General features: G+C 52.0%; 13 protein-coding genes. 12 read left to right on the forward strand and 1 reads right to left on the reverse strand.

The annotated features are described in order from the left end of the window. Nucleotides 1-197 precede the first annotated feature (197 nt). The 7 genes from MIB40_RS03575 to pepN all read left to right on the forward strand — a co-directional run bounded on the left by MIB40_RS03575 (nt 198) and on the right by pepN (nt 8202). Nucleotides 198-1622, forward strand: a complete 1425-nt coding sequence (locus MIB40_RS03575) for a hypothetical protein (protein WP_249690910.1) — start codon at nt 198-200, stop codon at nt 1620-1622. 72 nt (nt 1623-1694) lie between these two features. Further along, nucleotides 1695-2576 (forward strand): NAD(+) kinase, encoded by an 882-nt coding sequence (locus MIB40_RS03580; RefSeq protein ID WP_249690912.1) that lies wholly within the window; start codon nt 1695-1697, stop codon nt 2574-2576. Between the two features lie 3 nt (nt 2577-2579). Then, nucleotides 2580-3581: a metallophosphoesterase gene (locus MIB40_RS03585; protein ID WP_249690914.1), complete on the forward strand. Its 1002-nt coding sequence runs from the start codon at nt 2580-2582 to the stop codon at nt 3579-3581. Continuing rightward, nucleotides 3574-4455, forward strand: a complete 882-nt coding sequence (locus MIB40_RS03590) for a rhomboid family intramembrane serine protease (protein ID WP_249690925.1) — start codon at nt 3574-3576, stop codon at nt 4453-4455. The genes MIB40_RS03585 and MIB40_RS03590 overlap by 8 nt, the downstream gene beginning before the upstream one ends. Further along, nucleotides 4455-4730, forward strand: a complete 276-nt coding sequence (locus MIB40_RS03595) for a YeaC family protein (protein ID WP_249690927.1) — start codon at nt 4455-4457, stop codon at nt 4728-4730. The genes MIB40_RS03590 and MIB40_RS03595 overlap by 1 nt, the downstream gene beginning before the upstream one ends. Continuing rightward, the gene (locus MIB40_RS03600) at nt 4730-5575 is read left to right on the forward strand and encodes a DUF2797 domain-containing protein (RefSeq protein ID WP_249690937.1); all 846 of its coding nucleotides are present in this window, start codon (nt 4730-4732) and stop codon (nt 5573-5575) included. Before MIB40_RS03595 ends, MIB40_RS03600 begins: the two co-directional genes overlap by 1 nt. Then, on the forward strand, nt 5575-8202 hold the full coding sequence (gene pepN, locus MIB40_RS03605) for an aminopeptidase N (protein WP_249690939.1): 2628 nt from the start codon (nt 5575-5577) through the stop codon (nt 8200-8202). The genes MIB40_RS03600 and pepN overlap by 1 nt, the downstream gene beginning before the upstream one ends. A gap of 30 nt (nt 8203-8232) precedes the next feature. Here pepN and MIB40_RS03610 read toward each other — a convergent pair whose 3' ends face one another. Continuing rightward, nucleotides 8233-9804 (reverse strand): J domain-containing protein, encoded by a 1572-nt coding sequence (locus MIB40_RS03610; protein ID WP_249690941.1) that lies wholly within the window; start codon nt 9802-9804, stop codon nt 8233-8235. Nucleotides 9805-9941: 137 nt separating this feature from the next. Between MIB40_RS03610 and MIB40_RS03615 the strand changes: the two genes are divergently transcribed. The 5 genes from MIB40_RS03615 (at nt 9942) to MIB40_RS03635 (ending at nt 13758) form a co-directional block, all read left to right on the forward strand. After that, nucleotides 9942-11108 carry a DUF5610 domain-containing protein gene (locus MIB40_RS03615; protein WP_249690942.1) on the forward strand — a complete coding sequence of 389 codons (1167 nt, stop codon included), beginning with the start codon at nt 9942-9944 and terminating at the stop codon, nt 11106-11108. Nucleotides 11109-11199: 91 nt separating this feature from the next. Beyond that, nucleotides 11200-11463, forward strand: coding sequence for a glutaredoxin family protein (locus MIB40_RS03620; RefSeq protein WP_249690944.1), 264 nt, complete (start codon nt 11200-11202; stop codon nt 11461-11463). After that, the gene (cobU, locus tag MIB40_RS03625) at nt 11456-11971 is read left to right on the forward strand and encodes a bifunctional adenosylcobinamide kinase/adenosylcobinamide-phosphate guanylyltransferase (RefSeq protein WP_249690946.1); all 516 of its coding nucleotides are present in this window, start codon (nt 11456-11458) and stop codon (nt 11969-11971) included. Before MIB40_RS03620 ends, cobU begins: the two co-directional genes overlap by 8 nt. A gap of 112 nt (nt 11972-12083) precedes the next feature. Beyond that, entirely contained in the window at nt 12084-13145 is a 1062-nt protein-coding gene (gene cobT, locus MIB40_RS03630) for a nicotinate-nucleotide--dimethylbenzimidazole phosphoribosyltransferase (RefSeq protein WP_249690948.1), read from the forward strand. Next, entirely contained in the window at nt 13135-13758 is a 624-nt protein-coding gene (locus tag MIB40_RS03635; protein ID WP_249690951.1) for a histidine phosphatase family protein, read from the forward strand. Before cobT ends, MIB40_RS03635 begins: the two co-directional genes overlap by 11 nt. Nucleotide 13759: the final 1 nt, after the last annotated feature.

A 13759-nucleotide genomic window follows, 5' to 3' on the forward strand; every position in this document is an offset into this window, starting at 1 on the left:
GTCACGACCTTTTTCTTCTGGTGTTCTACACTGATGATCTGTGGAATCCAAACTGGCTGTAGCGGCTTGGCGTTCCTATATCTGAACAATGGCTGGTTTCCAGCAACTGATACGTAGTAAGTTACTGTATGGTGTGATCACGGATGTGACACCAATGGCGAGTTGCGTTTGATTATCGGGATACAAGGAGTCGCCCAATGGGTCGTGAGACCATCACAGAAGCGGTTATGTTTTTTGACCAGGGGCATGTGGTCAAAGAGATGCTCTATCCGGAGTTTGAAGCGGTTCTCGATGGTGTTGTACAGATTAATGATTTTCGAAATCTACTGGTAAAATCGGCTTTTGTTGAGATAGATAGCACCTTGTCGGTACGCTCTGCCGTGCTCTTTATGATCGATTTCGATGAGCAGGGTTACGCCGATAAGGACTGGAATATCCCCCTGCAACACCTTGCCTACTCGGCAGGTTTGGGTCCTGACCTTGGCGCAGGCCCTATCAAGCTGGCTTGTCGCAGCCAGTGCCCGGTAAGTTGGCATCAGGCACAAATGTGGGATCCCGAGATGAGCCCGGACGCGAGCCATCTGGTTAGCATCAAGCGTGCCGCTGAAACCAACAACCTCGGTATTTTGGCCGATCGTAAACCACCACCAGCTCCCGCAGCCGTTGCGGCTTCCCAGCCGGCTGAAATTTCACCACCTATTCTTGATCAGAGTGTCCCGATTCTGGACGCCCCCCTGGCGGCAGATCCCGGGATTGAATCCAGGGCTCTCGAACGCCGTTTGTCCAAGCAATACCAGAAAGAACACCGTGACAAGGTCGCCAATCTGATCAAACGCCAGCGTCTGCATATTTCCACCCTCAAAACTCGTTTCAAAGAAGAGTTGATGCAGACCAATCAGTTACTGCAGCAGGAGAAGCAGCAACAGGTTAAAAAGCTGGATGCACTGAAAAAAGAGATGGCGATGCAGTCTCGACAAAACGAAACCCTGAAACGCACCATGAAACAGCAGTTAGTGGAGTTTCGGCGTAGTCGGGAAGAGTTTGCCCAGCAACTGCAGGATATGGAAAGTGAAGAGATGGGCGATATCGCCCGGATCAAAGCCCAGTATGAAGATCAAATGGCTCAGCGTCTTCAGGCGGCAACAGCGGAGTTGCAGGATCAAATCGAGGTTCGCGATGTCGAGATGGCCTATCGCAATGAGCTCGACGGTCAAATGCAGGAAGAGCTGGAGTCATTGAGGTCTCGCGTCGAAGAGCTGACTTTGCGTCAGTCTGATGATGTCCTGGAGGATTTATCCCATAAAGGGGTCGTGTTTGTGGCCTATCACCCAGGTGTTGGCCACATTACCATTCCGTTGCATGACATCCCCAAGTACATGAATCACACCATGGGCTATGTGGCGAGCAAGTGCTTCGTATCGGAAGAACAGTATAACCAGTGGTTAAGGCACTACGAGTCACCGAATTGCGATGCCCGTACTACGGATGGAAGCCGTTGCAGTGTGCGCCTCGATCGAATCGATTCACCAGGAATGTATGTTGATGGTCATTCCAATCACTGCGACAAACATCGAGGTCTAAGTGCGGTAGAAGCTGTTAAAGCAGCAAGAAGTAGCCAATAATCGCTTTCCCGGGCGCCCCCAAACCTGCTTACATTTAGTTATAATGCCCCTTTGTCTCAGGCGTATGGTGCTATGGAACAGTTTAGAAACGTGGGTGTCATCGGCCGCCTTGGTGGTCTGGAAGTTGTCGACACTTTAAAGCGCCTGCTGGATTATCTCGATCGGCGTGATCTCAATATTATCCTGGAAGAGAGTCTGACGGCGGCTTTGCCTGACCCTGGACTGCAAAGCGGCAGCTGTAAGATGCTCGGTGAAGTCTGCGATCTGGTGATCGTGGTGGGGGGCGATGGCAGTTTATTGGGGGCCGCCAGGGCGTTGGCACGCAGTAATGTGCCAGTACTGGGCGTTAACCGTGGTCGCTTGGGGTTTCTTACCGATATTTCTCCGGATGAGATCGATACCCTGATCGGTGAAGTGCTCGATGGTCGCTATATCATGGAAAGCCGGTTTCTTCTCGAAGCCCAGGTCAAACGTAACGGCGAGCCTACGGGGCAGGGGGCTGCTTTGAATGATGTGGTGTTAAACCCCGGCAAATCGGCTCGGATGATTGAATTTGAACTCTATATCGAAGGGCAGTTCGTCTATAGCCAGCGTTCCGATGGCATGATCATTGCCAGCCCGACAGGCTCAACCGCCTATGCCCTGTCGGCAGGTGGCCCCATTATGCACCCCAAGCTGGATGCCATGGTGTTGGTGCCAATGTTCCCTCATACCCTGAGCAGCAGGCCCATTGTTGTTGACGGTAACAGTGAGATCAAGATAGTCATCGGCGCGGACAACGAAGTCTATCCCCAGGTTAACTGTGACGGTCAGGAGATCATTACCACCCAGCCCGGTGATACCGTTACCATTCACAAAAAACCCCATAAGCTAAAACTGATTCACCCGTTGAACCATAACTTCTACGAGATCTGTCGTTCCAAGTTGGGCTGGAGTAGCAGGCCGGGGAGCTGATTCATGGCTGATCTTCAGCAAGCCGCAGGATTTGATCTGATCGGCGATGTCCATGGTTGTGCATTGACGCTTCGACTTTTACTGGAGCGCATGGGTTATAACCAGGTTGATGGTCATTACCAGCACCGTCAGCGTCATGCCATTTTTGTTGGCGATGTTATCGATCGTGGGCCGCGTATTCGTGAAGCCCTGGGTATTGTCAAGGCGATGGTCGACGCTGGTGGTGCCACCATGCTAATGGGGAATCATGAATATAATGCCCTCTGTTATTGCACCCCCGTCGATGGGCAAAGTGATACCTTTCTACGTGAGCACAGTCCCAGGCATTTACGCCTGATTAAAGACACTCTTGAGGAATATGAGGCCCATCCTGAGGAGTGGCAGGGGATGCTCGACTGGTTTCTGACCCTGCCGTTGTTCCTGGAGTTGGAGAGTTGTCGTGTGGTGCATGCCTGTTGGGACTCCCAGTTAATTGATCAATACCAACAGCGCTACGGCAGCAACCAGTTAAATGACCAGCGGCTCAGAGAGTCGGTGGACAAGTCGACCTTGTCGGGGCGGTTGATGGACCGACTGACCCGAGGCTTGGATATACGCCTTCCGGATGGTTTAACTGTCACCAGCAAGGACGGCTTTGTCCGCCATTTCTTTCGTGCTCATTTCTGGAAAGATAACCCGGAAACCTACAACGATGTGGTGTTCCAGCCAGACCCCTTACCCGAACCCATCGCCCATCGGCGTATGAGCCCTCAGGAGAAGCAGCGTCTGTTCCATTACGATGGCGAGCAAAAGCCACTGTTTATCGGTCATTATTGGCGCACCGGAACTCCACAGGCGATCACCTCTAATATCGCTTGTCTGGACTACAGTGCCGTCAAATACGGCAAGCTGGTCGCGTATCGTATGGACCAGGAAACCTCACTCTGTAATAGCAAATTTGTCTGGATCGATGTCGATCCCCAGGAACCGGATCTGCCTGAGCGGGAGAGTGATGCCGATGATTAAAGCATTGAGTACGGATTCGAATCGGGATCTGGGCCCGTTTTCACGCTGGTTGTGGAAGGCGGGGCTACCACACCGCATTTCGGAGGAGCGTGGTCAGCAAGTACTGTGGGTAGCGGATGATAGAGCAGCCCAGGTCGCCCGAGAGGCGTTGATGGCCTATGAGCGCGGAGAGCTTGAGGGTGTTGCCGAGGAAGACGGCCATGAACTTGCTGTTAACCTCAACGCTTTATTCCAGATGCTGGTTCAGCATCCGGTGACGATTGTGTTAATCCTGGTGACGGCCGTTATTTCTTTGCTTACCGGGTTTGGCGGCGATGCGCGTTGGGTGCACTGGCTGAGCTTTGTTGATTTTGAACTGGTTGCCGGTTTTCCCTATTTCGTCACCATTGCCCAGAGCCTTGGTGAGGGAGAATACTGGCGCTTGTTAACGCCCATTTTTCTCCACTTTTCTGCAATTCATCTGATCTTCAATATGCTTTGGCTGTTTATCCTGGGTGGGCGTATAGAAATGCATCAGGGGGGGCGGTTCCTGCTGTTATTGATTCTGGTCACCGGGTTGTTGTCGAACGTTGGCCAGTATGTATTTTCGATGGAGCATCCACTGTTTGGCGGTTTCTCCGGTGTTGTCTACGGATTGTTGGGCTATTGCTGGATTTACAGCCGCTTCCGTCCTGATGCAGGGCTCTCGTTGCCCAGGACGGTTATCGGTTTTATGGTGGGCTGGTTGTTGATCTGTTTCACCGGAATACTGGAAGTGATAGGCTTCGGCGATATTGCCAATGCAGCCCATACCATAGGCTTGATAAGCGGCTGTGCACTGGGTGGCCTGCTGGGTTTTATGCACCGCCAACCCGAATCCACTGAGGAGTCCTGATGAGTTCCGATAGCATGACCTATGAAAAACTTCTGGGAAGCATTACCCCGGAGATTTACCAGAATCTGCGTACGGCGGTTGAATTGGGTAAATGGCCCGATGGGCGTAAATTGACACCAGAACAACGGGAGCAATGTTTGCAGGCAGTGATTGCCTGGGAGCAAAAGAATGTGCCAGAAGAGCAGCGTACGGGATATCTCGAACAGTCGTGCTCATCCAGTAAAGATGCCAGCGAGCTTGATACCATCCAACCCTTGAACCTGACTCGACACTGATGGCCGAGTTTGACTACCAGGGTCCCCTGGCCAAGATGCTGACGACCCACAGTGACCCCATTCGGTATCAGCTGGTCATGGGGGAGCAGCACATTGATCTGAATGCCCTGATGGGTCACCGGTTACACCTAAACTATCTCGGGCAAGTGCACTGCCAGGCCTGCGGTCGTAAGGGCAAGAAAAGCTTTGGCCAAGGCTACTGTTACCCCTGTTTTCGTTCCTTACCGCAATGCGATAGCTGCATGATGAAGCCCGAGACCTGTCATTTTGATGCCGGTACCTGCCGAGACGAAGAGTGGGCTCGTGAAGTCTGCATGCACGACCATATCGTGTATCTGGCCAATTCTTCGTCGCTCAAAGTGGGTATTACCCGTATCTCCCAGGTGCCAGTACGATGGATGGATCAGGGTGCCAGCCAGGCGCTACCCATTTATCGGGTGGCCTCGAGACGTCTATCGGGGTTGGTTGAGGTGATTTTCAAGCAACACGTCAGCGATCGCACCAGTTGGCAAGCCATGCTGAAAGGCGCACCAGAGCCGCAAAATTTGCGCGAGCAGGCGACCCGTCTGTTTGACTTGTGTCGAGAACCCCTGGCCGAACTGGAGCGGGAGCAGGGTATACATCGCCTGATCAGGCTCGACGATGCCAAGCCCTATGATTTCACCTATCCGGTGAGCCGCTACCCCACAAAAGTAAAAGCCTTTAACTTCGATAAGGAACCCCTGGCCAGTGGTGTCCTCGAAGGTATCAAAGGGCAATACCTGATTTTCGATACCGGGGTGCTCAATGTCAGAAAATTCTCCGGCTATCTGGTCGGTTTAAGCCTGGAACAGGAACACGTTTGATGAAAGACGCTCAACCCAGAACCATCTACCTGAAAGATTATCGTCAACCCGATTATTGGATTGATCGAACCCGACTGGATGTTGCCCTGTATGAAACGCATGCAATAGTTGAGGCTACTCTGGATGTGCGCCTTAATGACAGCCAGCATGATGCCAATAAGCACTTGCCGGCGTTGGTCCTGGACGGTGTCGATCTGGAGCTGGAAGAGCTTTGCCTGAACGGTAGCGTTGTTGAAGCCGATGGCTATGAACTAGTACCCCAGGGGCTGTCCGTGCCAGCGCCTGGTGCGGCCTTTGAGTTGAAAACACGGTGCCGTATCGAGCCCCAGAATAATACGTCGTTGGAAGGTCTCTACAAGTCCAACGGCATGTTTTGCACCCAGTGTGAAGCAGAAGGCTTTCGTAAAATCACCTATTACCTTGACCGGCCCGATGTGATGTCGGTGTTTGATTGCCGTATCAGTGCGGATAAATCACTGTATCCGGTCCTGTTGAGTAATGGCAATGAGCAGACTCGTGGTGATGAGCCCGAAGGGCGACATTGGGTTGAGTGGCATGACCCCTTTCCCAAGCCAGCTTATCTGTTTGCTCTGGTTGCTGGCGACCTGCAGCATGTCAGCGACCGCTTTGTCACCCAAAGTGGCCGTGAAGTGACTCTGCAGTTGTTTACCGAACCCCGTAATATTCATAAATGCGATCATGCGATCGACTCTCTGAAACGCGCCATGCGCTGGGATGAAGAGGTCTATGGCCGTGAATACGATCTGGACATCTTTATGATTGTGGCGGTGGACCATTTCAATATGGGAGCCATGGAAAACAAGGGGTTGAACATTTTCAACTCCTCCTGCGTACTGGCCAGTGCCGATACGGCAACCGATAGCAGCTTTCAGCGCATCGAAGCGATCGTTGCCCACGAGTACTTCCACAACTGGTCGGGTAATCGGGTGACCTGTCGTGACTGGTTCCAGTTGAGCCTGAAAGAGGGCTTCACGGTTTTTCGCGATGCGGAGTTCTCGGCCGATATGAATTCGCGTTCGGTGAAGCGTATAGAGGATGTCAGCTTGCTGCGGACCGCCCAGTTTGCCGAAGATGCAGGCCCTATGTCCCACCCGGTTCGCCCGGAATCCTATATGGAAATTTCTAACTTCTATACCCTGACCATTTATGAGAAAGGGGCTGAAGTCGTCCGTATGATCCATCGTCTGTTAGGTCGCGATCGTTTTCGCAAGGGCAGTGATCTCTATTTTGAGCGTCATGACGGCGAAGCTGCAACGGTTGAAAATTTTGTTGCAGCGATGGAGGAGGCTGGTGATATTGACCTGAACCAATTCCGCCGCTGGTACCAGCAAGCAGGAACACCCGAGCTGAACGTCACTGACGAGTTCGATAGTAGCCAGGGACTTTATACCTTGCAGGTAACCCAGAGCTGCCGGGCGACACCTGGCCAGAGTGAGAAGTTGCCACTTCATATCCCGTTGGCGGTAGGGTTGATCAATGCAGAGGGCGATGATTTGTTGCCCGAAGGCACACGAATGCTGGAACTGGTTGAGCAGACGCAATCTTTCAGTTTCGAAGGGCTCAGTGCTAAGCCTGTACCTTCGTTACTTCGTGGATTCTCAGCCCCGATTAAGCTCCATTATGACTACAGCGATCAACAACTCGCCTTTTTGATGGCCAATGACAGCGATGGCTTTAATCGCTGGGATGCTTGCCAGCAGCTGTGTGTCAGGGTTTTGCAACGTATGGTCTCGGCTTATCTGGCAGAGCAACCCATGCAGGTTGATGCGGTATTAACCGAGGCATTTGGTGAATTGCTAGGCAGCCCTGTAGAGGATCCTGCGGCGCTTGATGCGATGCTGGCACTCCCTAGCGAAGCCTATCTGGCGGAAATCTCCAGCGAGGTGGAAGTAGAAGCCAATCACGCGGCCCGAGAAGCTCTGGCTAATCACCTTGCCACAGTGTTTGCTGTGCGATTCTCTGAGTTGTATCAAGGCTGCCAGGCGAAGGGGCCCTACCAGGCTTCAGCGAAGGACATTGCCACGCGTAGCCTGAAGAATGCGGCCCTGGGCTATATCGCCCGAAGTGCCGATCAGGGGATCGAACTTGCCAGGGAGCAATACGATCAAGCGGATAATATGACCGATCGTTTCCGTGCCCTGGCTACTCTGGTGCATAGCGAGCGCAATGGTTCGGTTGAATTGGCTGATAGCTATCTGGATAAATTCTATAATCATTTTAAGAATGACCCGCAAGTTATTGAATTATGGTTGTCTGTTCAGGCTTCATGCCAGCGAGAGGGGGCACTGGAACGGGTCCAGAAACTGATGGAGCACGAGGCCTTTGATGCGGATAATCCCAATAAACTACGCTCTCTGATCGGGGTCTTCTGCTCTCAGAATACCACCGGTTTCCACAACCCGGCCGGCTATGCCTTTTTGGCGGATCAGGTGATCGCATTGGATGCGCGCAACCCCCAGATAGCTTCACGACTGGTTACGCCCTTGACCCGTTATCGTAAATATCCGGCGCTTCGCCAGCAGCAGATGCGCTCTCAGTTGGAACGAATATTTGCCCAGCAACTGTCTCCGGATCTTTATGAGGTGGTCAGTAAAAGCCTTAAATAATGGCAACACTGATAGCCAATCAACAGCCTGCTAAAGGCTGATCGATTGGCTATTGCCCAGCAGTGTCAATCGATAGCGTTTACTCTTGGTTACCCGGGTAAACTGATGACAGGCTGAGTTATAAAACTGTCCATGGGTGACCTGCACCGACGAAGCTTTCGCGGGTAGACGGCTAAAATTGAGCTGACTGTTGTTGTGCAGATACAGGCTGAGAACGGGGGTCTTGCCGTCAAAAAACTGCATAAGGGCATCCTGGGCGTTGTTATTAACGATATTCAGGCTGGCTTCCCCTGTATCCCCTTGCAAAATTTCACCATCGAATGGCCGGGGTTTCGGGTATTGATCACAGTTTGCTTTGCGCGCTCGCCCAGCATCGCCAAAGCCGATCTCGGCTTCCCGAACAAACCCCTTGTGCAGACCGCTACTGACCTCTAGCCAGCCATCGGGATCCACTCTATGGACATCCACTGTTGCGAACAGGGGTAACCGGGTCAGCACACGGCTGTTGTCATCGGCTTCTTGCATCAGATTCACCAGACCCAGGCTGTAATGACTACCCAGGCGCTGATCGGGATATAGCGTACGATGAAAGGGGGAGATAACAACGGGGTCGCCAGCGCCTAATGGTCTGGGCGTCTGGTGTTGCGGAAGAAACCAGTGGTAATTGAGCACTATAACCACTGACAGTAGAGGTATTAGTAACAGGCTGCAGTGAGCCAAAGTTGATATCAGCAGTGGTTTATTATCCCGACTTCCTGGCAGTGACGGGTTACCAAGGCGCATTAACAAACGATCAATACGCTGGATCAAGTTCTGGTCATCGGAGATGGACTTTGCTTCATCCAATAACTCTAGCGCCACGGTGTTGTGGTTAATTTGCAGTTCATGGTTAGCCAGCCGATACAGTAATACGGCATTGTCTGGTGCTATCTGCTGGCCCCCTTTGGCGTTGGCCAGCAAGGTAGCTGGCATCTTTAGTGCGCCGCCTAGGGACCACCAGCCCAGTATAAGATTATGCAGATTGGCGATCATTGAGTGTTTCAGCGCACAGCCCGCACACAACATAGCACGATGGGTATCCGTTATGGTGGTCAACAGCAGGCCGGTGATACGAGTAATGTCGCGACTGCGTATGCTGCGATGAATAATGCCGCAGCGTTGGCACCTGGGAGGTAAGGGAGCCCTCGGCAAGGGGGTGCTGCGCACTGCTTGAACTTCAGTGGGTTCCTGGGTTGGCGGGCTTTGATCGGGTTCCGGTACTTTGTTGCCCGTATAGGCTTGTTTGAGACGGCTTTTGTTCAGTATTACTTCATCTCTACTGCTGGGGTGACTGTTTGTTGGCGAGGCTGTGGTTGCAACCGTTGCTGGATTTGTCTGTCTTGATAAGTCAGTTTTCGTGGCTGCTTTCTGATTGTCCATCTGATGCAGCAGGGTTCTATAAGCGTTTTGTATGCCCTTGAATTGCTCCGTCGTATCCTGCTCGATATTCCTGTCGGGGTGAAGCAGGGCAACGCGTTTACGGTAGGCGCGGCGTAATTCCTCACGACTGGCATCCGGCGTCAGGCCAAATAGTTGGTAAAGTCCATCGGTGTGATGTGCCATAGTGGGTGCCTGCGGCGAGAAATTGGAATTAACCGGCTCAGAGTTAATCTAAATCAGTATAGCTTTTGTCTAAAGGCCAGTCAGCGATTGCCGATACATAGAGTACCCCCAGTACCATTCAAATCGGTAATTTCCCCATGAACCTTGCACAATTATCCAACGGCGCTTTGACCAATTCCCCTTTTTTCCGGGATCGTAACTTTGGCGATCTTGGTCTCCCTAATGCTTCCGGGCTTACCCGTGATGGCGCTGAGGGGAGGCAAGGGATGGATGCCTTACAAGGTGCACTGCTTAAAAAACTGCAACGGGTTCCTGCCAATGAACCCGTGAATTTTCAGAATGACTACACACCCGAGAAGGTGGCTGATCGATTAACCAATCATATCCGGGGCTACATGGAGCGTGAAAAAGCGGCTGGCGCCAGCGATGAGCGTTTGCAAGAGCTTTACGATATTGGCGTTAATGCGGTGGCAGAAGGCTTTGCCGAAGCCCGTGAGATTCTCGATCAAATGGGCGTGTTAGGCGGTCAGATTGCCGCGGATATAGACCAGACCTTCGACCTGTTCAGTCAACAAGCCGCCGCTATGCGGGATGAATTGATTCCCCCTCCAGGTTCTCCTGATACCTCAACTCCGGAGATCAGCACCCAGGCTTATCAGAGTTATTTTGCCGCCGAGGCTATCAAGGTCGAGCGCAGCTTTGATTTTGAGCTGGTTACGGCAGAAGGAGACAGGGTCACGATCAGTGCATCGGGTGGTGCTGGCTATGCTCAGGGGAGTTATCTTGGTAGTGAGACCGATGAAGAGGGCAGTCGCTCTGTCGTAGCCAGCTCCAGTGCTTCTTACCAGCGTGGGTCTTTTGCCTTTGAGGTGCAGGGTGACCTGAATGAAGAGGAGCTTGAAGCCATCGATGCATTGCTCTCTCAGGTGAATGATCTGAGCGATAGTTTTTTCTCTGGCAATCTGGATGAAGCTTTCAATAAGGCGCTTTCCCTTGGTTTTGATAGCAGTCAGATCACACGCTTCGAATTGGATCTGAGCCAGACCCGCACCTATACCGCTATAGAACAGTATCAATCGTTCCAGGGTGAACCTGCAGAACCTGCCGCAGGAATTCGGGAACTGGCGGAATATGCCAGGGGGCTGCAAGAAGCACTGGAGGAAGCCAGCCGCTTCGAGCAACCTAAGGAACTTCTGAACAAGTTACTGGAGTTTGAAGACAGCCTGCGGGCAGAGCCACAAGAATTGCAAGGCTTGCTGGATAATCACCGCGCACTGAATGAATGGCTGCTTGAGTCACTTTAAAGCTGACTTTACTTTTTTTCAGCCTATATACAGCTCTAAAGCAGAAAAAATCGGGTAAACTGACGGGCCTTTACATGCGGTAAACGGCCCTATGCTTACCCTGATTTTTTATACTACCAGTGGCTGCCACCTGTGCGACCAGGCGCTGGAACTGCTGCAACCTGTCATCGAACTCAACGCCCTGCAGCTGGAACTCATCGATATTGCCCAAAGTGATCGGTTGATCGAAGATTACGGTGTGCGTATTCCTTTGATTCAACTTAAGGGAAGTAAGGCTGAGTTGGGGTGGCCCTTCGATGAAGCAAAAGCGCTGGATTTTCTAAATACCTCTCTGGAACAACTCGATCATGTTTGAATTGATCCTGGGCGGTGTTCGTAGCGGTAAAAGCCAGTTGGCAGAACAACGGCTGACGTCAGGAAATGGCACATGTGGTTATATCGCAACAGCAGATTCAGCAGCCTATCAGGATGATGCGTCGTTTCGTGATCGCATCAATCTGCATCGACAGCGGCGGCCTGATCACTGGGAGTTGATTGAAGAGCCTTTGTATTTGGCCCGGGCTATTGAACATTCAAGTGCAGACCGCTTGCTGGTTGACTGCCTGGGAGTCTGGCTCACGAACCTGCTACTGAAAAAAGATCCATTATTATTGCAACAAGAACAAAGTGCCCTTGTGGCAACACTGGAGAGCAACGACAAGGATGTGATTCTGGTATCCAGCGAGGTTGGCTTCGGTGTCATTCCGATGGGAGATTTAAGTCGTGATTTTGTTGACCAGTTGGGACTCTTCAATCAGCAACTGGCCGCCAAAGCGGACAAGGTGTGGCTGAGCATTGCAGGCCTTGCGCAGCAATTGAAATAACTGATCTGCTTTCTCTGTCGACTGTTCCAGCCAATTTGCGCTGAAGATCCTGTTTCTCAATTTTACAATGTGATCATTCCTGATCTTTAGGTAAGAACCAAGGACACAATACATGGACAAAAACTGGTTCCGGCAGGCAGCCAAACCACTTGATAGTCAATGCCATCAACGAGCGTTCGCGCGTCAGTCCCAGTTGACTAAGCCGGCTGGATCTCTGGGGTTGCTGGAAACGCTTGCCTGTAGGCTGGCTGCCTTGCAGGCGAGTGACAGGCCTCAGGTGGAGCGGGTGGCCATTCGATTGTTTGCCGCCGATCATGGTATCGCAGAGCAAGGCGTGTCCGCTTTCCCCCAGGAGGTAACCGTGCAAATGATTGCTAACTTTGTCCAGGGCGGCGCGGCTATCAGTGTGTTGGCTAAGGATTCTGGTGCCAATCTTGAAATTGTCGATATGGGAACCTGCGCTTCGCCCTTGGCGATGTCAGGCGTCATTGATAGAAGTATTGCTCAGGGCACCCGAAGTTTTCACGAACAGGCTGCAATGTCTGAAGAGCAGCTATTCCTTGCCCTGAAAGCCGGGGCAGAACAAGTCACAGGAGCTGACGAGCAGGGGTGCGACCTCTTTATCGCCGGTGAAATGGGTATTGCTAACACCACTTCTGCCGCTGCGATCGCTGCCTGCCTCTTGAACTCTGAGATAAGTGACATGGTCGGTCCGGGTACTGGAATTAACGAGCAGGGTATCGAACACAAAATCAATATTATCGAGCGGGCTGTAGCGCACCATCGTGGCGTCGGAGTTGATCTGAATGATGCAATGCAAGTACTGCAAACCTTTGGTGGATTCGAAATTGCAGCGATGACGGGTGCTTATATGCGCTGTGCTCAACTCGGCATCCCCATACTGGTCGATGGCTTTATCAGCACCGCGGCTTTTCTCTGCGCTGAACGATTGCTGCCCGGAACGCGACATTGGGGAATTTTTTCCCATATGTCGGCTGAACCAGGGCACCAGATTATGTTGCAGTCACTGGAGGCGAAACCCTTGCTTCAGCTGGGTATGCGTTTAGGGGAGGGCAGCGGTGCGGCTGTCGCCATACCCTTGTTAAAAAATGCCTGTGCCTTGCATAATCAAATGGCTACCTTTACTGAGGCTGCGGTGAGTGATGCAAGCTGAAACAGAAGTAACAAGCCTGGATCTACTGCGACATGGGCACTGCAGCTGGCCTCCAGGCTTTTATGGCATCAGTGATAATCCGCTCAGTGAAGAAGGCTGGTCCCAAATGAGCCAGACGCTGGATCAGTGGGGGCTCGACTATGATCAGGTATTCAGCTCTCCGCTGTCCCGTTGTGCCGGGTTCGCTCAACATTGGAGTAAACTCAGTGCTATTGAATGTCAGCTGAGCCCTTTATTGATTGAAGGAAATCTTGGGGAATGGGATGGGCAAACTATAACGGCGCTTGAGCAATCTCACTCTGATGCACTGGAACGGTTTTGGCTCGATCCTCTTGGCAACCTGCCTCCGGGGGCTGAAACTCTGGATGCAATGCAGCACCGGATGCAGGATGAAATCGCTCGAATTGTTCAGCAGTACAAAGGCCAAAGGTTGTTGCTGGTATCTCATAGCGGCCTTATACGAGGGTACCTGATGGCCCTGCTTGGAGCTGACACTAAAGCCTGGCGGACGCTTGCTGTGCCCCATGCCAGTCTTAGTCGAATTAAAATATATCATCACAATAGTGCGGAAGACTGGTACCAGTTGGAAGCCCAGGGAATGGTCGGATATTAAA

This window comes from Aestuariirhabdus haliotis (assembly GCF_023509475.1).
Classification (GTDB): Bacteria; Pseudomonadota; Gammaproteobacteria; order Pseudomonadales; family Aestuariirhabdaceae; genus Aestuariirhabdus; species Aestuariirhabdus haliotis.